The sequence below is a fragment of the Microbacterium paraoxydans genome (assembly GCF_020524545.1).
Taxonomy (GTDB): Bacteria; Actinomycetota; Actinomycetes; order Actinomycetales; family Microbacteriaceae; genus Microbacterium; species Microbacterium paraoxydans_C.
In genome coordinates this window covers 929,361-954,895 of record NZ_JAIVLG010000001.1, presented here as the reverse complement: position 1 = coordinate 954,895, position 25,535 = coordinate 929,361, and the positions used below count along the sequence as shown (strand labels likewise).

General features: G+C 69.0%; 22 protein-coding genes and 1 riboswitch. Of the genes, 3 read left to right on the top strand and 19 right to left on the bottom strand.

All coding sequences use genetic code 11. The annotated features are described in order from the left end of the window. Nucleotides 1-451: 451 nt before the first annotated feature. Nucleotides 452-1,843, top strand: coding sequence for a CoA transferase (locus tag LC041_RS04710; protein ID WP_226531781.1), 1,392 nt, complete (start codon nt 452-454; stop codon nt 1,841-1,843). On the opposite strand, the gene LC041_RS04705 is transcribed toward LC041_RS04710, so the two are convergent. From LC041_RS04705 to LC041_RS04690, 4 genes are all read right to left on the bottom strand, one after another. After that, complete coding sequence (locus tag LC041_RS04705) at nt 1,828-2,622, bottom strand: DUF4184 family protein (protein WP_226531780.1); 795 nt, start codon at nt 2,620-2,622, stop codon at nt 1,828-1,830. The genes LC041_RS04710 and LC041_RS04705 overlap by 16 nt on opposite strands. A gap of 9 nt (nt 2,623-2,631) precedes the next feature. Beyond that, nucleotides 2,632-3,933, bottom strand: coding sequence for a tyrosine--tRNA ligase (gene tyrS / locus LC041_RS04700; RefSeq protein WP_226531779.1), 1,302 nt, complete (start codon nt 3,931-3,933; stop codon nt 2,632-2,634). Between the two features lie 84 nt (nt 3,934-4,017). Continuing rightward, a complete protein-coding gene (locus LC041_RS04695) occupies nt 4,018-4,803 on the bottom strand; it encodes a hypothetical protein (RefSeq protein WP_226531778.1) in 786 nt (261 codons plus the stop codon). Then, entirely contained in the window at nt 4,800-5,444 is a 645-nt protein-coding gene (locus LC041_RS04690) for a SatD family protein (RefSeq protein WP_226531777.1), read from the bottom strand. The genes LC041_RS04695 and LC041_RS04690 overlap by 4 nt, the downstream gene beginning before the upstream one ends. A 60-nt stretch (nt 5,445-5,504) precedes the next feature. Between LC041_RS04690 and LC041_RS04685 the strand changes: the two genes are divergently transcribed. Continuing rightward, nucleotides 5,505-6,101: a DUF1349 domain-containing protein gene (locus LC041_RS04685; protein ID WP_226531776.1), complete on the top strand. Its 597-nt coding sequence runs from the start codon at nt 5,505-5,507 to the stop codon at nt 6,099-6,101. A 222-nt stretch (nt 6,102-6,323) separates the two neighbouring features. Continuing rightward, nucleotides 6,324-7,160, top strand: coding sequence for a type IV toxin-antitoxin system AbiEi family antitoxin domain-containing protein (locus LC041_RS04680; RefSeq protein ID WP_226531775.1), 837 nt, complete (start codon nt 6,324-6,326; stop codon nt 7,158-7,160). 158 nt (nt 7,161-7,318) lie between these two features. Here LC041_RS04680 and argH read toward each other — a convergent pair whose 3' ends face one another. The 15 genes from argH to LC041_RS04605 form a co-directional block, all read right to left on the bottom strand. Continuing rightward, nucleotides 7,319-8,749 carry an argininosuccinate lyase gene (gene argH / locus LC041_RS04675; RefSeq protein WP_226531774.1) on the bottom strand — a complete coding sequence of 477 codons (1,431 nt, stop codon included), beginning with the start codon at nt 8,747-8,749 and terminating at the stop codon, nt 7,319-7,321. Continuing rightward, nucleotides 8,749-9,681 carry an ornithine carbamoyltransferase gene (gene argF, locus LC041_RS04670; RefSeq protein ID WP_226531773.1) on the bottom strand — a complete coding sequence of 311 codons (933 nt, stop codon included), beginning with the start codon at nt 9,679-9,681 and terminating at the stop codon, nt 8,749-8,751. Before argF ends, argH begins: the two co-directional genes overlap by 1 nt. Continuing rightward, nucleotides 9,678-10,883: an acetylornithine transaminase gene (locus LC041_RS04665; protein WP_226531772.1), complete on the bottom strand. Its 1,206-nt coding sequence runs from the start codon at nt 10,881-10,883 to the stop codon at nt 9,678-9,680. The genes argF and LC041_RS04665 overlap by 4 nt, the downstream gene beginning before the upstream one ends. Next, on the bottom strand, nt 10,880-11,797 hold the full coding sequence (gene argB, locus LC041_RS04660; RefSeq protein ID WP_226531771.1) for an acetylglutamate kinase: 918 nt from the start codon (nt 11,795-11,797) through the stop codon (nt 10,880-10,882). The genes LC041_RS04665 and argB overlap by 4 nt, the downstream gene beginning before the upstream one ends. Further along, entirely contained in the window at nt 11,794-12,951 is a 1,158-nt protein-coding gene (gene argJ / locus LC041_RS04655) for a bifunctional glutamate N-acetyltransferase/amino-acid acetyltransferase ArgJ (RefSeq protein WP_226531770.1), read from the bottom strand. The genes argB and argJ overlap by 4 nt, the downstream gene beginning before the upstream one ends. Beyond that, nucleotides 12,948-14,000 (bottom strand): N-acetyl-gamma-glutamyl-phosphate reductase, encoded by a 1,053-nt coding sequence (gene argC / locus LC041_RS04650; RefSeq protein ID WP_226531769.1) that lies wholly within the window; start codon nt 13,998-14,000, stop codon nt 12,948-12,950. Before argC ends, argJ begins: the two co-directional genes overlap by 4 nt. A 240-nt stretch (nt 14,001-14,240) precedes the next feature. Next, nucleotides 14,241-16,391 carry a bifunctional hydroxymethylpyrimidine kinase/phosphomethylpyrimidine kinase gene (locus LC041_RS04645; RefSeq protein WP_226531768.1) on the bottom strand — a complete coding sequence of 717 codons (2,151 nt, stop codon included), beginning with the start codon at nt 16,389-16,391 and terminating at the stop codon, nt 14,241-14,243. Beyond that, nucleotides 16,388-17,236 carry a hydroxyethylthiazole kinase gene (gene thiM, locus LC041_RS04640; protein ID WP_226531767.1) on the bottom strand — a complete coding sequence of 283 codons (849 nt, stop codon included), beginning with the start codon at nt 17,234-17,236 and terminating at the stop codon, nt 16,388-16,390. The genes LC041_RS04645 and thiM overlap by 4 nt, the downstream gene beginning before the upstream one ends. Next, a riboswitch (TPP riboswitch) is annotated at nt 17,227-17,320 on the bottom strand. Its footprint overlaps the gene before it by 10 nt. A 6-nt stretch (nt 17,321-17,326) precedes the next feature. Continuing rightward, nucleotides 17,327-18,289: an NAD-dependent epimerase/dehydratase family protein gene (locus LC041_RS04635; protein ID WP_226531766.1), complete on the bottom strand. Its 963-nt coding sequence runs from the start codon at nt 18,287-18,289 to the stop codon at nt 17,327-17,329. A 71-nt stretch (nt 18,290-18,360) separates the two neighbouring features. Further along, nucleotides 18,361-20,871 carry a phenylalanine--tRNA ligase subunit beta gene (pheT, locus tag LC041_RS04630; protein ID WP_226531765.1) on the bottom strand — a complete coding sequence of 837 codons (2,511 nt, stop codon included), beginning with the start codon at nt 20,869-20,871 and terminating at the stop codon, nt 18,361-18,363. Then, nucleotides 20,871-21,911: a phenylalanine--tRNA ligase subunit alpha gene (gene pheS / locus LC041_RS04625; protein ID WP_226531764.1), complete on the bottom strand. Its 1,041-nt coding sequence runs from the start codon at nt 21,909-21,911 to the stop codon at nt 20,871-20,873. Before pheS ends, pheT begins: the two co-directional genes overlap by 1 nt. A 51-nt stretch (nt 21,912-21,962) precedes the next feature. Beyond that, entirely contained in the window at nt 21,963-22,889 is a 927-nt protein-coding gene (locus LC041_RS04620; RefSeq protein ID WP_226531763.1) for an amino acid ABC transporter permease, read from the bottom strand. Next, entirely contained in the window at nt 22,886-23,533 is a 648-nt protein-coding gene (locus LC041_RS04615) for an amino acid ABC transporter permease (RefSeq protein WP_226531762.1), read from the bottom strand. The genes LC041_RS04620 and LC041_RS04615 overlap by 4 nt, the downstream gene beginning before the upstream one ends. Before the next feature lie 60 nt (nt 23,534-23,593). Next, nucleotides 23,594-24,499, bottom strand: a complete 906-nt coding sequence (locus LC041_RS04610; protein WP_226531761.1) for a glutamate ABC transporter substrate-binding protein — start codon at nt 24,497-24,499, stop codon at nt 23,594-23,596. A 55-nt stretch (nt 24,500-24,554) separates the two neighbouring features. Then, the gene (locus tag LC041_RS04605; protein ID WP_194239376.1) at nt 24,555-25,301 is read right to left on the bottom strand and encodes an amino acid ABC transporter ATP-binding protein; all 747 of its coding nucleotides are present in this window, start codon (nt 25,299-25,301) and stop codon (nt 24,555-24,557) included. Between the last annotated feature and the right edge of the window lie 234 nt (nt 25,302-25,535).

Here is a 25,535-nt window from a genome sequence, read left to right as displayed (position 1 = left end):
AGCTGAACGAGGATAAAATTGGCATTTGACAAGTGCACGCTGTTGAGTTCTCAAGGATCGGATGCTCCCACGACCCAGCCATCACAACCAGGCCCGCAGGGCAACTTCTCTATCTTACCCACCCGATCTCGCTTGTCAAATCGGCGCGCCGTGCAGATCAGTGATCCGCAGCGCAGCTGTTGACAGCCGCAGAAGGGTGGATTCCCCATCCTAGACGCAAGCGTCAGTTCTCTCAAGAGTGAGTGGAGGGGATTCGTTCTCCGCTTGAGGGGGGTGAAGCTCTCGGCTCCTCCGCGTCCCTGTGGGGCGAACAAGTAATAAGTTACGTGGGTTCCCGGCTTCTGGCAAATCGAGGGCCACCGCCCGGGCGTGTCGGTTGCTCCCGTGTCGATGTTACGCCGGATCAGGGGCGGTTTCGGCTGTGTGAGGGGCCGCGGAGTAGCATCGCGCCATGCCCACACCTCCGGATGAGCCGCTCCTCGCTGCGGCACACGCACATGCGGACGGCGACGATCGTCCGGACTCGGGCGACTGTGGTGAACTGCTGGGGCGTGTGCTCCGTGACCTCGGGATCGCCGGGTCGTCCCGGTCGTCCCCCGCGCGCTCCGAGGTTCCGCTCCCCTCGCGGCTCGACACGGCCGCTCTCGCCTGGACCAGCGTCAGCACCGTGATGGTCGCCGCCGGTCTCTCGCCCGCTGCCCTCGACCCTGCTCGGATCGCAGTCGCGTACGGAAGCGACCGGGTGCTCACCATCGACGGCGCCGCTCCGTCGGTGTGGTCGCCGTACTCCGGATTCTGGAGAACCTCCGACGGATGGATCCGCACCCACGGGAACTACCCTCATCACGCCGCCCGTCTGCGCATCGGTCTCGGCGTGCGGGAAGAGTCCGGCGCCGACGCCGTTCGCGACGTGCTCGCGACGCAGGAGAGCGCCGCGGCCGTGACCGCCATCACGACCGCGGGAGGGTTGGCCGTTCCGGTGATGGCGGAAGTGCCTGCGGCCGACCGGATCCTCCGCGACCGCCCGCTGCTCGAGATCACGCGCGTGGAGGCGACACCTCCCTCCCGCTCGCCGCGCTCGGTGGCACGCGACTCCCGGGCATTGCACCGCCCTCTCCAGGGAATGCGCGTGCTCGACCTGACGAGGGTCATCGCCGGGCCTGTGTGCACTCGGACCCTCGCCCTGCTCGGTGCCGATGTGCTGCGGATCGACCCGCCGCAACTGCGCGAGCCGGAATGGCAACATCTCGACACGGGACACGGCAAGCGCTCGGCACGGCTGGATGCCCGCACCCCGCAGTTGCAGGAGCTGCTCGATCGCGCCGACGCCGTCGTTCTCGGATACCGGCCAGCCGCTCTCGATCGTCTGGGGTTGAATCCGGAGGCGCTCGCCCGTCGCCACCCCGGGCTGGTGGTCGCGCAGCTCAGCGCCTGGGGCACGGAGTATCCGGACCGGGCCGGATTCGACAGCCTCGTTCAAGCTGAATCCGGCATCGCGCTCATCGAATCGCCCGACGGTGAGCGTCCAGGTGCACTCCCGGTGCAGGCCCTCGATCACAGTGCCGGCTACCTCCTCGCCGCAGCGGTGACGGCGTTGCTCCGAAGGCGCCCCCGCCGTCGGGCCGACTCCTGGGTCGTTCGGACGTCGCTACGTCGAGTCGCCGCGGAACTCCTCCTGATGCCTCGACGTCAGGAGCCGCACGCGGAGCCCGACTTCGCCACGGATCCTCATGTCGCCCGCTTCGAGGTCGGCCGTAGCACCCTCACGACAGCGCGCCCGGCCTTGGCCGGATTCGAGTTCGATGCGCCCCACCTCTGGGGATCGGATCAGCCCCGCTGGTGACGACGCCCGCGGACCGCGAGCACGATGCAGAGCGCGAGGGTGATCACACCCCAGAGCGCGCACGCCGGAGGAAGGACGCGGTATGCGAGGTGCTGAACCGTGAACTCCGCATCGAGCGGACCGAAGACGGCGAGCCCCACGCCCCAGGCTCCGACCAGGATGACCGGCAGCGACACCCACCACGACAGCCGCACCCAGGACGGGATCGATTGTGCGGCGTCCGCCCGGGGCGCACGGCGACGGAGCCAGAGCAGTGCCCAGATCCCGATGATCGTGAGGCCGATCAGGCTCGATCCGTGCTGGAGCCACTTGAACCCGGGAAGTGGACCCCACATCTCGTCGAGAACAGGGAACTGCTGCACACCCCATCGGCTCTCATGCGTGAACAGATCCCACACGATGTGCGAGAGCACACCCATCAGGAGCGACACTGCGAGAAGGACAGGATACGAGCGCTTCTCCCCCACTCCGATCGCTCGCCCGGCCGCTGCGACGCCGCCGTCACTCCACGCCTGCGGAAGCCGGCGGGCCACCCAGAGCGGAGCGAGCTCGGGAACCGCAGGGCGCAGCAGCACCCGCCACGCCAGGAAGAGGACGAACGCGAGCAACGACGTCCACACCACATTCGCGAACGTGTGGGTGAAGGTGTAGTTCAGTCCGACGCCCCGGAGAAACAGCGGAAGATCCGGAGTCATCGCACCGATCGCGATCGCCGCGGGCACCAGCGGTGTCCGCACGAACGGGAGTGCGACGACCGCGTGGCTGGGAGTGAACGGCATCCGTCTGGATCAGCCCATGAAGACGCCGGCGAGGGTCTTCTTGCCGCGCCGGAGCACCGACACGCCTCCGGGAAGCGTTCCCCGGACCGTGGCTGCGTCGTCTTCCACGCGTTCGCCGTCCAGTGTCACACCACCCTGGCCGATCGCGCGCCTCGCCTCGGAGAGGCTCGCCACGAGTCCGGTTGACACCAGCGCCTCGACCACCGAGGTATCGGCGGTGACCGTGGCATTCGGGAGTTCCTCGAGCGCAGTGCGGAGAGTGTCCGCGTCGAGCGCGGTCAGGTCGCCCTGCCCGAACAACGCCTCGGAGGCCGCGATCACGGCCGCCGTCGCGTCGATGCCGTGCACGGTCGCGACCACCTCGAGCGCGAGACGCTTCTGGGCGGCGCGACGGAACGGCTCCGTCTCGACGAGCGCGGCGTACTCCTCGATCTCAGCCTTGCCGAGGAACGTGAAGACCTTGAGCCTGTCGATGACGTCGGCATCGGCCGTGCTCAGCCAGAACTGGTACATGCGGTACGGGCTGCACATCGTGGCATCGAGCCAGATCGCGTTCCCCTCGCTCTTGCCGAACTTGGTCCCATCGCTGTTCGTGATCAACGGGGTGCCGATCGCGTGCACCGCGACGCCTTCGGCGCGACGGATCAGGTCGGTGCCGCTGGTGAGGTTGCCCCACTGGTCGGATCCGCCCGTCTGCAGAACGCAGTCGTACTGGCGGTACAGCTCGAGGAAGTCCATCCCCTGGAGGATCTGGTAACTGAACTCGGTGTAGCTGATGCCTTCGTCGGAATTGAGGCGCGCGGCCACCGCATCCTTCTTCAACATCGTGCCGACCCGGAAGTACTTGCCGATCTCACGCAGGAAGTCGATCGCGCTCAGCGGAGCGGTCCAGTCGAGGTTGTTGACGATACGGGCCGCGTTGTCGCCCTCGAAGCTGAGGTAGCGCTCGACCTGGGTCCGCAGGCGCCCGACCCACTCCTCGACGGTCTCCCTCGTGTTCAGGGTGCGCTCGGCCGTGGGCCGGGGATCGCCGATGAGTCCGGTCGATCCGCCGACGAGCCCGAGCGGCTTGTGTCCGGCGAGCTGAATGCGACGCAGGGTGAGCAACTGCACCAGATTGCCCAGGTGCAGGCTGGGTGCCGTCGGGTCGAACCCGCAGTAATACGTGATCGGGTCCCCGGCGAGAAGGGCGCGCAAGGCCTCCTGGTCGGTGGACACATGGACCAGGCCACGCCACACGAGCTCGTCCCACACGTTCTCGAACGCGGGGTCGATCGCCTGGGGTGCGGTCGTCAGATCAGCAGTTGACACGCGCTCCAGGCTATCAGCGCGGGCAGGGGCGAATCGCGCCACGAGAGAGGCCGGACGGGTACCGGTCGCCGGGCTGACCCACCGTCAGCTGTGCGCTGCCCACCAGACCAGGAAGGCCGCGCCGAGGGCGATCACCCAGCTGACGAGGCTGCCGACGAGGAAGTACTCCGCCCGCGCGCCGGTCTCCCCGTCTCGGGAGATCTCCGGGAACCTGACGATGCCCTTCGCCGCCAGCATCGCCGCGAGGATCGGATACGCCGCAGCGAGGGTGAGGATCAGGACGAGGACGCGCTCCAGTGGCCCGATCAGTCGTCCGCCCTTGAATCCGCTGCGAGGGTCGCGGGGCGCTGACGCCACCTCCGCGTCCGTCTCGGTCTCCGCTTCTTTGACGGCGCGGTCGCCCGTCGTGTCCGGCCTTGCAGCCGGGTCGCCCGGGAGCCAGGTGTGCTCGCCGTCGAGCGCCGCCCGAACCACGAGATTCGCAGACTCGAGGAGGAACACCCCGGCTCCGAGCGCGAGCAGGGCGAGGTCGAACGGAACCTCCCCGAACGGTGATCGGAGGCGCCAGACCTCGCCGATCAGGCCGGCATCTGCCCTGGCGTCGAGCCAGACGACCGCGCCCACGCTCACGACCGCGAGCAGTACGGCCGGCCAGAACCCCAGAGGGGCGGGGCGGTCGGTGGGCATGCTCCACACCCAGAGCGCTCCGACGACCAACGCGAGCGCCATGGGAAGAAGCGCGTCGCTGACGCTGCCGAGCAGAAGGAGGACGACCGTGACGGCGAGGTAGCCGACCCAGCGGCGCGGGGCGAACTGACGCACCAGGTCTGCGGCGCCGACTGCCAGCAGGATGAATCCGGCGACGATCATGCGCGCTCCCCTCGGAGCGCGGCGACTCCCTCGATGAGCGCCGCCGTACCCGCGGTGCGCAGCGACTTCGAGACGCTGGGCTGCGTGATTCCTTCTTCGTCCGCGAGTTCCTGCTGCGATCGTCCGAGCAGACGTCCGTAGGCGAGTCGCCGTTCCCGCTCGCTCATCGCACCGACCAGCTCGTCGCGGACGAGGAGATAGGCGTTCGATGCGGCGATCGTGCTCTCCATGACCTCATCCTGCCCCGGGGCTCCGACAATCCAGGACCGTGTACGCGGCACGGCGCGACCCTCGCGTGCGTGCACGGTCTCGATCGCCGCACGTGCCGCATACCAGCCGGGCCCGTCGGCGAGCTCGCGATGGACGGACTCGACCTGACGCACCTCCCCCACACCGATCCCGAATCGGAAGGCGATGCCATCGGGCAGCCGCAGCTGGATCATCAAGAGCGACACCATCGCGTCACTCAGATCGAGGTAGACACCCTGTTGCTCGTCTCCTACGGTGGGCGTGAGCGGCTGCGCCGCGAGCGGGAAGTCGATCTCGACCCCGGCGATCGTGTCGTCGAGGACGCGTTGCGCGGCGGTGCGATCGTCGAGCCGGCGAGAGCCCACGATGTCGGCGAGTACCGCGATGACCATGACATAACCATAACATGAATAACTCTCGACTTATGCGCCTAGTGGTTATATTCTGCGAACATGCCTGAATCGCACATCATCCCCTGGTCCGACGGAACATGGACGAATACCCCCGTCTCCCCCACCGGTCTTCCCGACGGCTCGGCGCCCCTCGACATCACCGCCGCGGAGGGCAGTGACGCCTGGCGGCACACCGCCTACGGTTTCGTGCACGACACCGAGCACGCCCTGCTCGCACCCCTCGCGGTCGGCGAAGCGATGGAGGTGTCCTTCCGAGCGCCGTGGGACGGACAGTTCGACCAGGCAGGCGTCCTGGTGCGGATCGACGACGAGCACTGGATCAAGACCGGACTGGAATACGCCGACGGTCACCTCGGACTCGGTGCCGTGGTGACCGCCGGGGACTCCGACTGGTCGGTCGGTCACGTCGACGACTGGCACGAGAGCGAAATCTCGGTACGTGTGAGCCGGTGGGCCGACTCCGTGATCGTGCGTGCCCGCGCCGATGAGGGAGCGTGGCGTCTGGTGCGGGTCGCCCCGTTCGACGGCACGGCAGCGGCCTCCGCAGGACCGTTCCTCGCCGCCCCGACGCGCAGCGGTCTCACAGTCCGGTTCACCCGGTGGGAGAGGTCGACGGCCGACGCCGACCTCCACTGATCCGCTGCGGGCCGGCGGCTGGTCAGTCTGACGATCAGCGGAGGTGGCGACATTCCACGGACGATTCACCTCGAAACCACGGCGGACTGTCCGGTCATCCGCAAATCGTCGCTGCAACCGGGCACACCGACTCTCCCTGCACCGATCGACGATGACTCTATCCGCCCCGATGCCCTGAGGAGAGGGAGCGGCGCCAGGTGATGACAGGGGCATGGTAGGCCGATGCTCTCGGCCGCAGAAACACTCAGACACCTCGGCGGGATCGCCCGCGGAAAGCGACTCCAGTCGCTCGGATTCTCCAGACAGACGCTCGCCAGACTGGTCGAGCGCGGGGAGATTGAGCGCCTGCGCGACGGCGTCTTCGCGATCGGCCCGTTGAGTGCGCCACTGCGAGCAGCCATTGCACACGGCGGCGCCCTCACCTGTGCGAGTGCGCTCCGCGCCCGTGGCGTCTGGGTTCTTCCCACCGAGGATGGCCCACACGTCTGGCTCGGGCCGAACCAGCACGCTCTGCGGCATCCGCACTGCATGTGCGTCTCGCACTACTCGCGCGGTGCTCCCCCATTGGGGTCGGCTCCCGTGGAGACCGCGCTCCTCCATCTCCGCAGGTGCGCCGGGGACGAGGCGTTCTTCGCCGCGTATGAGTCGGCTTGGCGGTTGGGCTTGCTGTCCCGCACGGCCAGATCACGGATCCGCGCGGCGTTGCCCCGCACAGCACGATGGCTGGTCGACCTCGCGAGGTCCGACGCCGAAAGCGGCTTGGAGTCACTCCTTCGACTGCGACTCCACCTCCTGGGCCTGAGTCTGGATTGCCAGATCGTGATCGAGGGTGTGGGCAGAGTCGACTTCGTCATCGCGGGCAGGCTGATCCTGGAAGCCGACGGTGAGGGCAATCACGGTTCTTTCGCACACCGGCATCGCGACCGGGTCCGGGATGCGGCGGCATCCGCACGTGGCTATGAGACGCTCCGCTTCGACTACGCCCAGATCGTTCACGACTGGCCGGCGGTACAGACCGCCGTCCTCGCCGCGATTCGTCGCATACCGGTACACCCCTGACGGCATGTCGGACATCGACCGGGCGATGACGATTCGCCGAGCGAGCGACGATCTGCGGAAAGAACGGTGCAGATGTGTCGGCGGATCGCCCGTTGCTCGGCGGATCGTCACTAGCCTGCCGGGTCGGCTGCGGGCCGGGGGGGGGGGCGCGCCGTCGGCTAGAGGCCGAGAGCGTGGGCCGCGGCCTGCGCACGAGCGACGAGCTCGGCACGCTGCTCGGCGACCCGCACCGGAGCAGTACCGCCGGCGCCGGTCCGCGATGCGACCGACCCCTCGATCGTGAGGACCTCACGCACCTCGGGCACGAGATGCGTGGACACCGAGAGCAGAAGCTCGTCGGAGGCATCCTCCAGCCCGATCCCCTGTTCCTCGCAGGCACGCACGAGCGCACCGGAGATCTCATGGGCATCGCGGAAGGGCACGCGGCGCTTCACGAGCCACTCGGCGACATCGGTCGCGAGCGAGAAGCCCTGCGGTGCGAGCTCCGCCATCCGCTCGGTGTCGAAACGCAGCGTCGCGATCATGCCGGCGAAAGCCGGGAGCACGACCTCAAGGGTCTGCACCGAGTCGAAGACCGGCTCCTTGTCCTCCTGGAGATCCCGGTTGTAGGCGAGCGGGAGGCCCTTCAACGTGGCCAGCAATCCCGACAGGTTGCCGATGAGACGGCCCGACTTGCCACGGGCGAGCTCGGCGATGTCGGGGTTCTTCTTCTGCGGCATGATGCTGGAACCGGTCGAGTACCCGTCGTCGAGGGTGACGAAGCCGAACTCGCGGGTGTTCCAGAGGATGATCTCCTCCGAGAGGCGCGAGAGATCGACACCGGTCATCGCCGTGATGAAGGCGAACTCCGCGACGACATCGCGCGCGGCGGTACCGTCGAGCGAGTTCTCCGCCGGACGGTCGAGGCCGAGCTCGGTCGCCACGAGCACGGGATCGAGGCCGAGTGTGGACCCCGCCAGCGCTCCCCCGCCGTAAGGCGAGACACCGGCGCGGCGGCGCCAGTCCACGAGCCGTTCCAGCTCCCGCACCAGCGGCCAACCGTGCGCCTGCAGGTGATGTGCCAGCAGGACGGGCTGTGCGTGCTGCAGGTGGGTGCGCCCGGGGAGGATCGCCGTCGGGTGCGCCTCCGCCTGTGCGACCAGGGCGTCGACAACGCGCAGGAGGTCTCGCGCGATGACCCGGGCGTGATCGATCAGATACATGCGCACGAGCGTGGCGATCTGGTCGTTGCGGCTGCGACCGGCACGCAGGCGCCCGCCCAGCTCCGGTCCCAGCTCGGCGATCAGCGCCTGTTCGAGTGCACCGTGCACATCCTCATCGGTCGGCACCGGGCGGAGGGAACCGTCTGCGACACGGCCGGCCACGGCATCCAGTCCCTCGTGCATCCGGCTGGCTTCATCCGGTTCGAGATATCCGGCCGCCTCGAGGGCGGTCGCGTGGGCATGCGAGCCGGCGATGTCGTACGGGGCGAGGATCCAGTCGAAATGCGTGGAACGGCTCAGCTCGACCAGCTCTGGCGAGGGCCCGGTCGCGAAACGTGCACCCCAGAGCGCGCCCTCGTTCGTGCCTTCATGCGTCGAGTCGGTCATCACGCGGCCTTCTTCTTGCCGAGCAGCCACACCAGGAGAGCCTTCTGCGCATGCAGCCGGTTCTCGGCCTCATCCCAGACCACGCTCTGCGGACCGTCGATGACCGAGGAATCGACCTCGTAGCCCCGGTCCGCGGGGAGACAGTGGATGAAGATCGCCTCCGGATCGGCGAGCGTCATCGTCTCGGCGGTGACCTTGTAGCCACCGAGGTCACGGATGCGCGCGATCTTCTCCTCCTCCTTGCCCATGGAGACCCACGTGTCGGTCACGACCACATCGGCCCCGGCTGCGGCCTCGACCGCATCGGTGTAGAGCGTGATCGATCCGCCGGTCTCGGCTGCGCGGCGGTCGGCCGCCTCGATGACGTCGGCGCGCGGCGCATAGTCCTCGGGCGACGCGATGCGCACGTGCATCCCTGCCGTCACGCCGGCGAGGGCGTAGGAGTGCGCCATGTTGCTCTGCCCGTCCCCGAAGAACGTGAGAGTGAGGCCCTTCAACTCGCCCTTGTGCTCGCGAATCGTCAGCAGATCAGCGAGCAGCTGACAGGGGTGGAAGTCGTCGGAGAGCGCGTTGATGACCGGAACCCGAGTGCCTGCGGCCATCTCCTCGAGTCCGGACTGCGCGTAGGTGCGCCAGACGATCGCGGCGACCTGGCGCTCCAGCACCCGTGCAGTGTCGGACGGCGTCTCCTTGCCACCGAGCTGGCTGCTCGCGGTGGAGATGATCAGCGGCGAGCCCCCGAGATCGGCGATGCCCACCGCGAACGACACACGAGTGCGCGTCGAGGACTTGTCGAAGATCACCGCGACCGTCTGCGGCCCGGCGAGGCTCTTGTCCGCCCAGCGGTCCTTCTTGAGTTCCAGGGCGAGGTCGAGGATCTCGGCCTGCTCGGCGGGCGTCAGATCATCGTCACGCAGCAGGTGGCGGGTCATGCGGGTACCTTTCCGGAGAGGGACGCCTGTACGTCGGCGAGGGCGGCGGTGAACAACTCGCGGAACTCGGCGAGTTCCGCAGCACCGATCGTGAGGGCGGGCGCGATGCGGACCGTCTCCGGGTTGGCGGCGTTCACGATGAGACCGCGCTCTTGAGCCGCGGCGACCACGGCTCCGGCCACCGGCTCGGTCAGTGCCACGCCGATGAGCAGGCCCCGTCCTCGCACGCCGTCGACGAGCGGGGAATCCATACCGAGGAGGATTTCGCGCAACTCCGCTCCTCGGCGTGCGGCGTTCTCGACCAGACCCGCCTCCTCGATCTCGGCGAGCACCGCGTCGGCGACCGCGGTCGCGAGGGGATTGCCACCGAAAGTGGAACCGTGTGAACCCGGGGTGAAGAGCGCGCTGGCGGACCCGTAGGTGACCAGGGCGCCGATCGGGAAACCGCCGCCGATGCCCTTCGCGAGGGTGATCGCGTCGGGCGTGATCCCCTCATGGCTGAACCCGAACCACGCGCCCGTGCGCCCGGCACCGGTCTGGATCTCATCGACGATCAGCAGCGCACCGTGTGCGAGGGTCAGCGAGCGTGCGGCGGCGAGGTAACCGTCGGGCAGCTCCACCACACCGGCTTCGCCCTGGATCGGCTCGACGATGACGGCGGCCACCCGATCGTCCATCGCCGACTGCAGCGCCTCGATCGTGGCCGGGATGTGCTCGACACCACCCGGCATCGGCTCGAAGGGTGCGCGCATGGAGGGCTTCGCGGTCAGCGCGAGGGAACCCATGGTGCGTCCGTGGAAGCCGTTCTCGAGCGCGAGGATGCGCGGGCGCTCGAGAACGCCGTGCAGACGGGCGAGCTTGAACGCGGCCTCGTTGGCCTCGGCACCGGAGTTCGAGAAGAACACGCGCCCGTCGATACCGGCACCTGCGAGACGCTTGAGACGCGCGGCGAGGGCGAGCTGGGGCGGAGTGGCGAAGTAGTTCGACACGTGGGCGAGCGTCGCGGCCTGGGCCGACACCGCGTCCACGAAGACCGGGTGCGCATGCCCGAGGGAGGTCACCGCGATCCCTGCGAGGAAGTCGAGGTGGCGTCGTCCGTCGGCGTCCCACAGGTACGAGCCCTCGCCACGGACCAGCAGCGCGAGCCGCTCCCCTGCGTTGAGCACGAGATCGCGCGCCGCATCGTCCTGCCAGACGGTCATGCCGTCACCTCATTCCTTCCCAGGACCACTTCGGTCCCGATTCCCTTGCTGGTGAAGAGTTCGACGAGCACCGAATGAGGCACCCGTCCGTCGATGATCGCCGCGGCATCGACACCGCCCTCGACCGCGTCGAGACACGCGCGCATCTTCGGGATCATCCCCGACTCGAGTCTCGGCAGCATCTCGACGAGAGCCTCCGAGGTGAGGTGCGAGACGAGCGAGTCGCGGTTCGGCCAATCGGCGTAGAGCCCGGGCACGTCGGTGAGGATCACCAGCTTGCGGGCGTTCAGAGCCACCGCCAGCGCCGCCGCCGCCGCATCCGCGTTGACGTTCAGCGACTGACCGGGGTGGTCGAGGTCGGGCGCGATGCTCGAGACGACGGGGATGCGTCCGGCCAGGAGGTGGTCGTGCACCGGGGTCGGGTCCACTTCGACGACATCGCCGACGCGTCCGAGGTCGACTTCCTCTCCATCGATCACGACGCCGCGGCGACGTCCGCCGAAGAGACCGGCGTCCTCACCGCTGAGCCCCGTGGCGATCGGCCCGTGGGAGTTGATCTTGGACACGAGCTGGGGGTTCACCTGACCGGTGAGCACCATGCGCACGACGCTGATCGCCTCGGTGTTCGTGACACGGTAGCCGCCCTTGAACTCACTCGGGATCTCGAGTCGCTGCAGCATGTTCGAGATCTGCGGACCACCGCCGTGGACGACGACCGGAAGCACGCCGACATACCGGAGGTACGCGATGTCCTGCGCGAACGCGTCCTGCAGCTCTTCCGAGACCATCGCGTTGCCGCCGTACTTGACGACGACGATCTGATCGCGGAACTTCTTCAGCCACGGGAGCGACTCGATGAGGGTCGTGGCCTTCTGCGCGGCGACCTCGGCCGGAGTGTCCTGGATGTCGGTCATGAGGCGTACGCGCTGTTCTCGTGCACGTAGTCGTGCGTGAGGTCGTTGGTGAGCACTGTGGCTGCGGCCTCGCCCGACTTCAGATCGATCACGATGTGCGTCGCGCGCGGGGTGAGGTCGACCTCTTCCCGCGGACGGTCGGGGCCGCCCTCGGTGCACACGCGGACGCCGTTCATCCAGACGTCGACGTCGTACGGGTCGAACTGCGCGTTCGTGGTGCCGATCGCGGCCAGCACGCGCCCCCAGTTCGGGTCGTTGCCGAAGATCGCCGCCTTGAAGAGGTTGTTGCGCGCCACCGAACGGCCGACCTCGACCGCATCCTGCTCGGACGCCGCCTGCCGCACTTCGATCGTGATGTCGTGGCTCGCGCCCTCCGCGTCGCCCTGCAGCTTGACCGCGAGGTCCTGACACAGTTCGACGAGGGCGGCGGCGAAGTCGTCGAGTTCCGGCGCGACCTCCGAGGCGCCGTTGGCGAGGAGGGTGACCTGATCGTTGGTCGACATGCACCCGTCGGAGTCGAGCCGGTCGAACGTCTTCCCGGTCGCGCGGCGCAGGGCCTCGTCGGCCTGCAGAGGTTCGAGGACGGCATCGGTCGTGATCACCACGAGCATCGTGGCGAGTCCGGGCGCGAGCATCCCCGCGCCCTTGGCCATACCACCGATCGTCCAGCCGTCGCGGCTGATCACCGCCGTCTTCGCGACCGTGTCCGTGGTCATGATCGCGTGAGCGGCGTGGTCCCCGCCGTCTGCGCTGAGTTCGGCGATCGCCTGTGCGGTGCCGGCGAGCACCCTCTCCCGGAACGCCTCGTCTCCGGTGCCGATGAGACCCGTTGAGCAGATCAGCACGTCACCGGCGCTGACGCCGAGGAGCTCGGCCGCCTTCTCCGCAGTCTGGTGCGTCGTCTGGAAGCCGAACGAGCCCGTGAAGCAGTTCGCCCCGCCGGAGTTGAGCACGACAGCTTCGACGACGCGGTCAGCGACGGCCTGCTGCGACCAGATGATCGGATTCGCCTTGGCACGGTTGCTGGTGAAGACGGCGGCGCCGACCTTGCGCGGCCCCCGATTGACGACGACGGCGACGTCGGGCTTCCCGGTCGACTTGAGTCCTGCGGCGACACCGGCCGCTTCGAATCCTGCGGGGGCGGTGACGCTCACGGCGCAACTCCGTTCAGTGAGAGAGCGCGGGCCTCGGGCAGCCCCAGCGCGATGTTCATGGATTGGATGGCAGCTCCGGCGGTGCCTTTGACGAGGTTGTCCACGGCGGTGACCACCGTGACACGGTTGGCGGAACGGTCGATCGCAAGACCGATCAGCGCGGTGTTCGCGCCGATCACGTCGGCGGTCCGCGGGAATCGTCCTTCCGGGAGCACCTGCACGAAGGTCTCATCGCCGTACGCGCTCTGCCAGGCGTCCCGGATCTGCGCATCGGTGGCGCCGGACGCGATCGGTGCCGTCGATGTCGCGAGGATGCCGCGCGACATCGGGACCAGCACCGGGGTGAAGGAGATCCGGATGCCGTCGGGGTCCGTGCCGGAGGCCGCGGCGAGCGCCTGACGGATCTCGGGAATGTGCCGATGCGTTCCGCCGACCGCATAGGGGTTCGCGGACCCGAGGATCTCGCTCGCCAGGAGATTCGTCTTGAGGCTCTTCCCCGCACCGGACGGTCCGACCGCGAGCACGGACACGATGTCGGAGGCGTCTATGACCCCGGCGGCCACTCCGGGCGCGAGGCTGAGGCTCACGGTGGAGGCGTTGCAGCCGGGAGCCGCGATGCGCGTCGCCCCCCGGAGATGCTCGCGCTGCTTCACGCCGTCGACCAGGAGCTCGGGCACACCGTACGCCCACGCCTCATGGAACGCACCGCCGTAGAAGGCCTCCCAGGCCGAGGCCGACGTGAGCCGATGGTCGGCTCCCGCGTCGATCACGAGCGGGGCATCGCCCAACGCGTCGGTGTACTGGCCGGACTGCCCGTGCGGCAGCGCCAGGAAGACGATGTCGTGGCCGGACAGGATCTCCGGCGTGGTCTCCTGCAGCGTGAGGTGCGCCAGGGAGCGCAGGTGCGGCTGGTGATCGACGAGAAGTTGCCCGGCGTTCGAATGCGCCGTGACGGTACGGATCTCCATATCGGGATGGTCTGCCAGGAGGCGTAGGATCTCGCCGCCTGCGTAGCCGGATGCGCCGGAGACGGCGACGGAATACGTCATGCTTCTACCTTAACGGTCGGGTCCTTCCGTGAACGGAGGACCGAGGGGCGGGGCCGGAGGCGGCGACACCGGCACTCACCGCCGCATGTGGGCAGGCAGGAGGGCGGGGTCGCCTACAGTCGGCGGCCGCGGCGTCGGCGCACAGCGATGACGCTCGGAGCGAGCGTCGGAGATGCGGTGGCGGCCGAAGGCATGTCGCGACAGTAGCGCGGCCTCGGCGGCCACCGCAAATCCGGACCGTCATCCGACGGGCGAGAACTCCATCGGCGCGGCGAAGAAGGCCAGCTCATGCGCGCTCGAGACCTCGAAGGCACGCCGCATTCGTGCTCTGGTCGCGTCATCCGCGTTCGCGGCTGCCTCGGTGGCGTAGGCGATCGCCGTGCGCGTGGCCTCCTCGAACGCGGGATCCGCGTAGGTGGAGAGCCACGAGGCGTAGGGATGCTGCGGATCGTGCGCGTACTCCCCGAACTCCCCTGCGTGCAGCCGGCGTCCGAGGTCGGTGTAGAGCCAGAAGCAGGGAAGGACCGCAGCGAGGATCTCCGCGTAGTCGCCGCCGAACGCCACCGCGCGCAGGTGGTCGAGGTAGGCGACGGTGGCCGGCCCGGGGTCGGCGGCGAACGTCGCCGCGCTCACCCCCTGCGCCGGCGTCAGCCAGGAGGCGTGCAGCTCGAGTTCTCCGACGATCGAGCCGCGGGCGGACTCCGCCCAGAATGCCTGTTCGTCGGATGTCGGCGCACGTCGAGCCGCCTCAGCGAGGACGCGGGCGTACTCGCGCAGGTACAACGCGTCCTGCGCGAGATAAGACAGGAACGGTCCGCGCTCCAGTGTCCCGTCGGCGAGCGCGCGGATGAACGGCAGCTCGTCGATCCCGGAGCGGATCTCGGCGATGCCCTGCCACCACTCCGCCGCGACGTCGGTCGGCTCCGGTCCGGTAGCGGTTCCCGCGCGATCCCAGAGCCCGGCGAAGTGGTTGATCGGCCCGTGACCGCGCCCCACCCGGAGCCCGGCTCCCTCGCGGATCGATGCGCGCAACCAGCTTCGGGCATCGCGCACCGCCTCGCCCGGCTCTTCGCCGCGGGCGAGGAGAGTGGCGAGTGCGGACGACAGCGAGCAGCCGGTGCCGTGGGTGTTCTCCGTCGCGATGCGCGGTCCGCTGAACTCGTGGCGGAGCCCGCGACGCGCGTCGACCAAGGCGTCCGGTGCCTGGTCACCCGGGAGGTGTCCCCCCTTGACGAGGACTGCGGCGCCGACGTCGGCGGAGAGCTCTTCGGCCGCGGACAGCGCGTCGGCCCACTCGGCGATCTCACGGCCGCACAGCACCGCGAGCTCGGCCAGGTTCGGGGTGATCACGGTTGCACGTCCGAGCAGGCCCCGCAGCGCCCGCTCGGCATCGGGGTCCAGGAGCCGGTCGCCCGAGGTCGCCACCATGACCGGGTCCAGCACCACGATCGGAGGGCGTATTGCGTCGAGCCATTCCCCCACCGCGGTGATGACCTCGGCGTCGGCGAGCATCCCGATTTTCACGGCATCCACGACGATGTCGTCCGACACCGCCTCGAGCTGCGCGCGCAGGAAGTCCGCGGGCGGCACGTGCACCGCCCGGACGCCCCGCGTGTTCTGCGCGGTCAGGGCCGTCAGGGCGGCCATCCCGTAGCCGCCGTTCGCCGCGATCGCTTTGAGATCGGCCTGGATGCCTGCACCTCCGGACGGGTCGCTCCCCGCGATGCTGAGCACCCGCGGCACGGCGGCTGCGCGCCACCGGCGTCGGAAGGACTCCGCGGCCACGGCCGGCTCGTCGGCGGCGCACAGTGCCGAGACCACGGCCAGTCCGGCGGCTCCCGCTCTGTGCAGGACTTCGGTGTCGTCGAGGCGCACGCCGCCGATGGCCACGCACGGGACGGGGCTGCTCGCCACGAAAGCGGCGAAGCCGTCCTCGCCGAGCGGCGCCGGATGGTCCGGCTTGGTGGCGGTGGGCCGGATCACCCCGACACCCAGGTAGTCGACCGTGCCGCCGGGAAGTGCGCGGACCGCGTCGAGGTGCGCAGGGGTGTTCGCGGTGAGCCCGATCAGCGCATCCGGCCCGAGCGCCTCCCTGGCACGGAGCACGGACTCGTCGCCCTGGCCCAGATGCACCCCGTCGACGCGCGCACCGCGCTCGCGGGCGGCGACCGCGGCGTCCACCCGATCGTTCACGACGAGCAGCGCGCGGCCATCGATCGCCGCCGACAGCGCGATCAACTGATCCACCGTCTCCGCGTCGGTCGCGGCCTTGTCGCGCAGCTGCACGATGCGCACCCCGCCGTCCACGGCCTGGCGGACGGTCTCCACGACGCCACGATCTCCGCAGAGTTCGGCATCCGTGACCAGGTAGAGCGAGAGATCGGCGATCACAGCGTGCCCTCCTCGACGCGGGCTCCGGCGACCACGTCGTCGGGGGTCACCGCGGCGAGCGCGTCGAGCAGGGCGACCGCGAAGCTTCCCGGTCCGGCAGAATCCTCTGCGGCCCGCTCGGCCGCGATCGTGTAGACGAGGCTCGCGGCAGCGACGGCGGCGAGCGCGTCCTGGTCGGTCGCCCTGGCAGCCCCGAGGAAGGCAGCCATCACGGCTCCGAGGGCACAACCGCCGCCCGTGACGCGGGTGAGCATCTCATGGCCGTTCGCGAGCCGCAGCACCCGCTCGCCGTCGGTGAGGAGGTCGATCGGTCCGGACACGGCGACCACGCTGCCCGTCCGGCGTGCGAGCCCGGCTGCGGCATCGGCCGCGGCATCCGTGCTGTCGGTGGCATCCACCCCGCGACCGCCGGCGCTGAGACCGGCGAGGGCGAGGATCTCTGAGGCGTTGCCACGGATCGCCGTCGGGCGCAGCTCGGCCAGCTCGTGGGCGAGCGCCGTGCGCACAGGGAGCGCGCCGATCGCGACCGGGTCGAGCACCCAGGGCGTTGCGGAGGCCGTCGCGCCGGCCACCGCCTCCAGGATCGCCGCACGCTGCTCGGGCGTGGGGGTGCCCAGGTTCACCAGGACCCCGGAGGCGACTCCGGCGAACATCTCCGCCTCGCCGACGATGTCGACCATGGCGGGGGCGGCGCCGACCGCCAGCAGAACGTTGGCCGTGAAGCCGGTCACGACGGTGTTCGTGATGCAGTGCGTCAGCGGTGGCGCCTGACGCAACACCTCCAACAGCGTGGCCGCGGACACGGCGGGGTCGATGGTGGACTCAGGACGCAGAAGATCGCTCATCGCGACATCCCTTCGCTAGTACGAACTAGATCAGGTTCGACGGGTGTGTTCTCAGCCGCGGATGCGGCACCCCGTGTCACTGCTCGCAGTCTACCGATCGGCCAGGAGCGTCCTCTCCTCCGCGCGGGTGAGGCCAGCGCGCCGCGGTCGGTCCACACCGCGGGTGCGCTCATCCGTGACGACGCGCGCGACGGTGTCGATGAAGGGACGAAGTCGCCCGCCGCTGCCCAGGAACGCCGCGTTCGACCGAGTCATGAACCCCGTCATCTCGGGCGGGAGCCACAGGGGCAGTGAGCGCGGGCCCGCCCAGTACTCGACGCCGTGGGCAAGGAGCCACTCCTCCTCCGCGACGACCGTGTCGCCCGTGTGGTCGGAGGCATCGCGGACCGTCTCCAGGACCTCAGCGAGCGGCTGCCGTTCCCCGATCGCGTTGACCGCGCCGCTGCGCGTGGCCTGCACGACGTAGGCCACGAGGTCGTCGACGTCGATCACCTGCGCGCTCCTCCCCTCGAGCGGCGGCAGGAGCACGGGAGCGCCGCCCGCCCGCGAGAAGGCCGCGGCCCAATAGCCGAAGCGGTCGCTGGGGTCGCCGTCGCCCACGATGAGCCCGGGCCGTACGACGAAGGCACGATCGCCCAGGGCGGCCACGGCATCCTCCGCGGCGACTTTCTCGGCCCCGTACTCGTACGCGTCTCCGGGACGCGAGGCCGGAAGCCGGGGCGCGGACTCGTCTGCACCGATCGTCGCGTCATCCGCGTAGACCGACATGGACGACACATACGTCCACCGCACGGCGCGATCGCCGAGCGCATCGACGGCGGCGGCCACATGCGTCGCCTGCGAGGAGACGTCGACCACCTGGTCCCAGTCCCGGCGGGTGAGCTCGTCGTAGGCGTCAGGATCCTCTCGATCGCCGACGACGAGCACCGCCCCGTCCGGCACGGGTCGCGCTCCGCGAGCGAGACAGGTCACGGTCGCGCCCGCCTCCAGCCACCGCCGGGCGATGCGCCCGGAGAGCCAGCCCGTACCACCGAGGATCAGCGCATCCGTCATGACTCCATGTCAGCAGGCGCCTGGGCACCCACGGAAGGGCTTCCGCTCAGAGCGGATCGCGGATCGCCCGCTCAGTCGCGCAACGCCGCCCCGAACCGCTCGGCCGCCACCGCGACACCCGCGAGCTTGGCCTCGGTGGCCTCCGCAGCGGTGAGGGTGCGGTCGTCGGCGCGGAACCGCAGGGCGAACGTCAGGCTCTTGGAACCTTCCGGCACCCCCTCCCCGCGGTAGTCATCGACGAGACGCACGGACTCGAGCATCGCACCGGCGCCCTCGGCGAGTGCCGCACGGACCTCCGCCGCGGGAACCTCGGTCGGCAGTGTCAGGGAGACATCCTGCGTGGCCGCGGGGAATGTCGACAGCGACGCGGCCACGACACGGCCGCCCGCGAGCGACAGGACACGATCGAGGTCCACCTCGAACACGGTCGCACGGCCGGGAAGATCGGCGCCCTCCGCCACGGCGGGGTGCAGCTCACCGACGTAGCCGACCTCTTCACCGGCGACCCGGAGCGACCCGGAGCGACCGGGGTGGAGTGCGGCGCGCTCAGCCTGCACGACATCGATCTCGACCCCGGCAGCGGCGGCGATCACGCGGACGGCGTCCAGTGCCTCGACCAGACCGGCCGGCTCGGCCGGTCGACCGGGCTGGCGCGGTGACACGTGGCCGGTGAGCAGAGCCGAGATGAATCGGTGCTGCGGCGGGATCGAGGCGTTCAGCGCGGCGAGCGTCTCATCCGACGGGCGCTCCCCCAGCGGCGGCACGTCCTCCGTGCCGTACTCCACACCGGCCTCGGGCAGGAAGACGACCCCGGTCTCGAAGATCGCGAGGTCGGTGAGACCGCGCGAGATGTTGCGGTGCGCGGTCTGCAGCAGCCCGGGGATGAGCGATCGACGCAGGTAGGGCGCCTGACCGTCGAGGGGATTGGCCAGGCGGATGCTCGGCAGATGCTCGCCCGACGCGGAGCCGTGCAGGTCGTTCTGCACGTCGGTGGTGAACGGGAACGACGGCGTCTCGACGAGCCCCGCGGCGGCCAGTGCATCGGCCACGCGACGGCGACCCTGCTGATGCGCGGTGAGCCCACGACCGGACGGGGGCGTCGGCAGCACCGAGGGAATGCGGTCGAGTCCGTGGATGCGGGCGACCTCCTCGGCGAGCGTCCACTTGTCGGTCAGGTCGGGGCGCCAGGTCGGCGGGATCACGATCCAGCCGGAGCCCGTCTCGGACGAGGTCACGTCGGCGCCGATGGTGGTCACCGCGCCGGTGATCTCGTCGTCGGTGTAGTCGACGCCGATCAGCCCCTGCACGAAGCCGGCCGGGAGCTCGATCTCGCCGACGAAGACCTCGGCGAACAGTGCGCCACCCTCCTCGGTGAGTGTGCCACCGGCGAGCTCGACCATGAGGTCGGCCGCCCGACGCGCAGCGACGAAAGGAATCAGCGGGTCGACGCCGCGCTCGAAGCGCTTGGACGCCTCGCTGGGGAGCTTGTGACGGCGTGCCGAGCGGGCGATGGTCGTCGGGTCGAAGTTCGCGGCCTCGATGAGCACGTTCCTGGTGGTGTCGCTCATCTCGGTCGTGCCGCCGCCCATGACACCGGCGAGGCCGATCGGACCCGACTCGTCGGTGATGAGCAGGTCTTCCACGTGCAGCGAGCGCTCGACGCCGTCGAGCGTGGTCATCTTCTCGCCCTGGGTCGCTCGACGCACCGTGATGCCGCCGGTGAGCCTGTCGAGGTCGTAGCCGTGCAGCGGCTGACCGAGTTCGAGCATCACGTAGTTGGTGATGTCGATCAGCACGCCCAGCGAGCGCATGCCCGCGAGGCTGAGGCGCGCGACCATCCACGGCGGAGTCGGACGCGTGGGGTCGACCCCACGGACGACGCGCGTCACGAACTCACTCGCACCGACGCGGCCACGGACGGGGGCGGTGTCATCGACCACGGTCGTGTGTCCGGTGCCCGGCTGCAGCTCGGCGAAGTCACGCTCGGCGGGGTCGCGGAAGTCCGCTCCGGTCGCGTGCGCGTACTCACGAGCCACACCGCGCAGGGAGAAGGCGTACCCGCGGTCGGGCGTGACGTTGATCTCCACTGCCACGTCATCGAGCCCGAGCAGCGCGATGGCGTCTGTACCGACGGGGGCATCGATGCCGAGATCGGACAGCACGACGATGCCGTCGTGCTCGTCGCCGAGGCCGAGCTCACGGGCCGAGGCGATCATGCCGTCGGAGACGTGACCGTAGGTCTTGCGCGCGGCGATCGGGAACGGACCGGGCAGCACGGCGCCGGGCAGCGTCACGACGACCTTGTCTCCGGCGACGAAGTTGTGCGCACCGCAGACGATCCCGCGGATGCCGCCGTTCGCCTCGCCCACATCCACCTGGCACCAGTTGATGGTCTTGCCGTTGGACTGCGGCTCGGCCTCGAGCGAGACCACCTGTCCGACGACCACGGGGCCCGTGATGTCGAAGCGGTGCACGTCCTCCTCTTCGAAGCCGACGGTCACCAGCGCGCCGAGGACATCCTCGGGCGTGGCATCCGCTGCCAGATCGACGTACTCACGCAGCCACGAAAGCGGGACGCGCATCACACCACCATCCCGTACTGCTCGCTGAATCGGACATCGCCTTCGGCCATGTCGCGCATGTCCTGGACATCGCTGCGGAACATCAGGCCCCGCTCGATGCCCATGCCGAACGCGAAGCCGCTGTACTCCTCCGGATCGATCCCGGCCGCGCGCAGCACGTTCGGGTTGACCATGCCGCAGCCGCCCCACTCGATCCAGCGCGCGCCACCCTTGAAAGTCGGGTGCCACAGGTCGAGCTCGGCGGAGGGTTCGGTGAAGGGGAAGTAGTTGGTGCGGAAGCGCGTCTTGGCCTCGGGGCCGAAGAGCTGCTTCGCGAAGTGATCGAGCGTGCCCTTGAGGTGCGCCATCGTGATGCCCTTGTCGATCACGAGGCCCTCGAACTGGGTGAACACCGGCAGGTGCGTGGCGTCGAACTCATCGGTCCGGTACACCCGCCCCGGGCACAGCACGTAGATCGGCACGTCGCGGTCGAGCATCGAGCGCACCTGCACGGGACTCGTGTGGGTGCGCATCACGAGGTGGCGCGACGTCGGGTCCACGTAGAACGTGTCCTGCTCCTGGCGGGCGGGGTGGTCGACGTCGAAATTCAGGGCGTCGAAGTTGAACCACTCATGCTCGAGCTCCGGTCCCTCCGCGATCTCCCAGCCCATGCCGACGAAGATGTCGCAGACCTGGTCCTGGAGGAGCGTGAGCGGGTGCCGAGCACCGACGCGGGTGCGAGACGGCACAGCCGTGATGTCGATGCGCTCGGCTTCGAGTCGCGCGGCGACCTCCGCTTCGGCGAGCTCGGCCTCCTTGGCGGCGAGCGCCTTCGACACCTGCCCGCGTCCCTGCCCCACGAGCTTGCCGAACGCGGCCTTGTTCTCGGGGGCGACCTGTCGCATCGACGCGTTCAGGACGGCAAGCGGTGATCCGTCGGCGACATGTGCGGCGCGGGCCGCCTTCAGCTCGGCGGTATCGGCGGCTGCGGCGATCGCCGCGAGGGCATCGGCGACAGCGGCTTCGACCGCTTCCGGGGTGATTTCAGGAGACTCTGACACGAGAATCGAGTCTACCGGCGCGCCGTCGTGTCGACCGACGGCGCGACCGGATCAGACGCCCTGTGGCGGTGGTCCGCCGAAGCCGCCCCCACCGCGCTGCAGCGTGATCAACTCGGTGTCGGTGCCATCCTGGTGCGGACGCGGATCCACTCCCGCACCCGGAACGCCGTCGTGTCCACGCGGCGAACGCCGCGTGCGGATCTCGAGCCACTTGGCGATCCCCGAGAGGATCAGGCACATGATGATGTAGATGCCGCCGATGACGAACGCCGACTGCAGCACGGGGCGTCCCTGCTGGGAGGTGAGCTGCTTCGCGAAGTAGAGGAGTTCGGGGTACGTGATGATGAAGCCGAGCGCGGTGTCCTTCATCGTCACGACCAGCTGGGCCACGATCACGGGGAGCATCGCCCGGATCGCCTGCGGGAGCAGGATCAGACGCATCACGCCGCTCTTGCGAAGACCGATCGCATAGCCTGCCTCCTTCTGCCCTCGGGGCAGGGACTCGACGCCGGCACGGAGCACCTCGGCGAGAACCGAGCCGTTGTACGCCATGAGCGCGAGGACGACGGCCCAGTAGGGGTCCATCTTGACGCCGACGACGGGCAGACCGTAATACAGCAGCATCATGAAGACGAGCACGGGCACGGCTCGGAAGACCTCGGTGATCGCGGTCACCGGGACGCGCACCCAGGCATGCTCGGACATCCGGCCGATGGCGAGCACGAAGCCGAGCGCGATGGCGAGGATCGCCGCCAGGCCGAACGCGGCGAGAGTGCGGCCCAGCGCGCCGAAGATCTGCTCCCAGACGGCGCTGAAGGTGAAGACGTACCACCGCGAGGCGTCGAACTGTCCGCTCACCCAGAAGCGGTAGCCGACGAAACCGAGCAGGGCGAGCACCACGACGACGGTGCCGACACCGATCAGACGGTTGCGCAGGACCGCCTTGGGGCCCGGGACGTCGTACAGGACGGAAGTCATCGCGCGATCCTCCACTTGTTCTCGAGATACCGTTGGAGCCAGCTGAGGAGCAGGACGAGGATGACGAAGATGACCGCCACCCAGAGCAGCACGGCGAGCGCGTTCTCTCCGCGTTCGCTGAGGTAGGAGCGGACCGCTCCGAGCTCGAGGATCGAGAAGCCCGCTGCGACGGTGGTGTTCTTGAGAAGCGCGATGAAGACGCTCATCATCGGCGGCACGACCGAGCGGAACGCCTGCGGGAGGACGACCAGCGTCATCACCTGTCCGAACGGGAGACCGATGGCTCTGGCTGCCTCCGCCTGCCCGACGGGGACCGTGTTGATGCCGGCGCGCAGCACCTCCGCCACATAGGTGGCCGTGTAGATGCCGATGGCCAGGATGCCCAGCACCGTGGTGCTGAGTTTCGGCAGCCCGAGCTGCGGGTAGCCGAAGATGAAGAAGAAGAAGACGAGGGTCAGCGGGGTGTTGCGGATCAGGTTCACGTACACCGTGCCGACCCCGCGCGCTATGGGCACGGGCGAGACACGGGCCGCCCCGACGATGATCCCGAGGATGAGCGCGAGCAGTCCACCGCCGAAGAAGATGATCAGCGTGTTCCCCAGCGCTTCGCCCCACAGGTCGAGGTTTCCGAAGATGACGTCCACGCCACCCTCCCCTTCAAGATTCGGAGAGGGGGCGGCCCTGGAGCCGCCCCCTCTGTTCGATCAGTCGACGGCCGGCTGGCTGACTTCGATGCCGGACGAGCCGAGGTTCTTGTCGAAGATCGCCTGCCAGATGTCGCCGCCATCGGTGAACATCGTGTTGATGAACTCCTGCAGCGCGGCGTCGTCCTTCGCCAGGCCGACACCGTAGCGCTCCTCGGTGAAGGGCTCACCGACGACCTTCAGGTTGTCGGGGTCCTGGGCCGCGTAGCCGATGAGGATGGCCTGGTCGGTCGTGACCGCCTGGACCTCGCCGGAGAGCAGCGCCTCGACACAGGCCGAGTACAGGTCGAACTCCTTGGTGGGGACATCCGGGTAGTTCTCTCGGATGTTCTGGATGGGCGTGGAGCCGGTCGCCGAGCACACGGTGGTGTCGGCGTTGAGGTCGTCCTCGCTCTTGATCGTGTCGTCGTCGGCCGCGACGAGAAGGCCCTGCCCCGTGATGAAGTAGGGTCCGGCGAAAGCGATCTGCTCCTTGCGCTTGTCGGTGATCGAGTACGTGCCGACGTAGTAGTCGATGTCGCCGTTGACGATGGCCTGCTCGCGGTTGGCGGAGGCGATCGGCTTGAACTCGATCTTGTCCTCGTCGTAGCCGAGCGAGGCGGCGATCCAGCGTGCGATGTCGACGTCGAACCCGGTGCGCTCCCCCGTGGTCACGTCGAGGTAGCCGAGACCGGGCTGGTCTTCCTTGACCCCGATGACGACCTGGTCGCGGTCCTGGATGGCGTCGAACGTCGGGCTGCCCTCGAGCTGGACGTCGGTCGCGACCTCGAACCAGGTGCTGTCCTCTCCGGCGTCACCGCCGTCGGTGCCACCGGGGGTCGACGGGCTGCCGCTGTTGCAGGCCGTCAGCGCGAGCAGGGCTGTCGCCGCGATTCCGATGCCCGCCAGTGTCCGTGTGCGTCGCATGTGCGTCTCCTTCGTGTGCTGTGTGTGCAGGGTCTGTGTGGTCGGTGGGTCGGCGTCAGTGCGTGAGGAGCTTCGAGAGGAAGTCCTTGGCGCGGTCGCTCTTCGGGTTCGTGAAGAACTCCTCGGGCTTGGCCTCCTCCACGATCCGCCCGTCGGCCATGAAGACGACGCGGTCGGCGGCCTTGCGAGCGAAGCCCATCTCGTGGGTGACGACGATCATCGTCATGCCGTCCTGCGCCAGCTCGACCATGACGTCGAGGACCTCGTTGATCATCTCGGGGTCGAGGGCGCTGGTCGGCTCGTCGAACAGCATGACCTTGGGCTGCATCGCCAGAGCGCGGGCGATCGCCACGCGCTGCTGCTGACCGCCCGAGAGCTGGGCCGGGAGCTTCGACGCCTGCTGCTCGACGCCGACGCGCTTGAGCAAGAGCATGGCCTCGGCCTCGGCATCCGCCTTCTTGAGTCCGCGGACCTTGATCGGACCGAGAGTCACGTTCTCGAGGATCGTGAGGTGGGCGAAGAGGTTGAAGGACTGGAACACCATGCCGACATCGGCACGCAGGTGGGCGAGGCCCTTGCCCTCGGCAGGCAGCTCCTTGCCGTCGATGCGGATGCTGCCGCTGGTGATCGTCTCCAGGCGGTTGATCGTGCGGCACAGCGTGGACTTGCCGGAACCGGACGGGCCGATCACGACGACGACCTCTCCCGGGTTCACGCTCAGATCGATATCGGTGAGCGCCTGGAACTCGCCATAGTGCTTCTGGACGTTCTCGACCACGACGAGCGGGGTATCAGAGGTCATCATTTCTCCAAGCTAGCCACGTCGTACCCCGGGTTCCAGGGTCATCGGTGAGATTTACACGTTCGTAATCACCTGATCGCGGCACCAATGCAGCTCTGCATGGGGACCCCACGGCCCGCCCCCACGGGCCGCGGGATGGTCCTGCCGCCTCGCCCCCCAACGACAGCTGAGCAGCAGGATCCGATCGTGTGCGATCGACCTCACCCTGGCAGAGCGTCGGGCCCGGTGTCAGAC

Excerpts from the sequence above, each read along its gene's own strand:
- LC041_RS04695 (WP_226531778.1), bottom strand. The coding sequence starts at position 4,803 with ATGATCGTCGCCGGATTCATCCTGCTGGCAGTCGGCGCCGCAGACCTG.
- LC041_RS04605 (WP_194239376.1), bottom strand. The coding sequence starts at position 25,301 with ATGACCTCTGATACCCCGCTCGTCGTGGTCGAGAACGTCCAGAAGCAC.
- LC041_RS04665 (WP_226531772.1), bottom strand. The coding sequence starts at position 10,883 with ATGACCGTCTGGCAGGACGATGCGGCGCGCGATCTCGTGCTCAACGCA.
- argB (WP_226531771.1), bottom strand. The coding sequence starts at position 11,797 with ATGACCGACATCCAGGACACTCCGGCCGAGGTCGCCGCGCAGAAGGCC.
- LC041_RS04610 (WP_226531761.1), bottom strand. The coding sequence starts at position 24,499 with ATGCGACGCACACGGACACTGGCGGGCATCGGAATCGCGGCGACAGCC.
- pheT (WP_226531765.1), bottom strand. The coding sequence starts at position 20,871 with ATGCGCGTCCCGCTTTCGTGGCTGCGTGAGTACGTCGATCTGGCAGCG.
- LC041_RS04620 (WP_226531763.1), bottom strand. The coding sequence starts at position 22,889 with ATGACTTCCGTCCTGTACGACGTCCCGGGCCCCAAGGCGGTCCTGCGC.
- argH (WP_226531774.1), bottom strand. The coding sequence starts at position 8,749 with ATGACCGACTCGACGCATGAAGGCACGAACGAGGGCGCGCTCTGGGGT.
- LC041_RS04680 (WP_226531775.1), top strand. The coding sequence starts at position 6,324 with ATGCTCTCGGCCGCAGAAACACTCAGACACCTCGGCGGGATCGCCCGC.
- thiM (WP_226531767.1), bottom strand. The coding sequence starts at position 17,236 with ATGAGCGATCTTCTGCGTCCTGAGTCCACCATCGACCCCGCCGTGTCC.
- LC041_RS04710 (WP_226531781.1), top strand. The coding sequence starts at position 452 with ATGCCCACACCTCCGGATGAGCCGCTCCTCGCTGCGGCACACGCACAT.
- argC (WP_226531769.1), bottom strand. The coding sequence starts at position 14,000 with ATGACGTATTCCGTCGCCGTCTCCGGCGCATCCGGCTACGCAGGCGGC.
- LC041_RS04690 (WP_226531777.1), bottom strand. The coding sequence starts at position 5,444 with ATGGTCATCGCGGTACTCGCCGACATCGTGGGCTCTCGCCGGCTCGAC.
- LC041_RS04685 (WP_226531776.1), top strand. The coding sequence starts at position 5,505 with ATGCCTGAATCGCACATCATCCCCTGGTCCGACGGAACATGGACGAAT.
- LC041_RS04705 (WP_226531780.1), bottom strand. The coding sequence starts at position 2,622 with ATGCCGTTCACTCCCAGCCACGCGGTCGTCGCACTCCCGTTCGTGCGG.
- LC041_RS04635 (WP_226531766.1), bottom strand. The coding sequence starts at position 18,289 with ATGACGGATGCGCTGATCCTCGGTGGTACGGGCTGGCTCTCCGGGCGC.
- argF (WP_226531773.1), bottom strand. The coding sequence starts at position 9,681 with ATGACCCGCCACCTGCTGCGTGACGATGATCTGACGCCCGCCGAGCAG.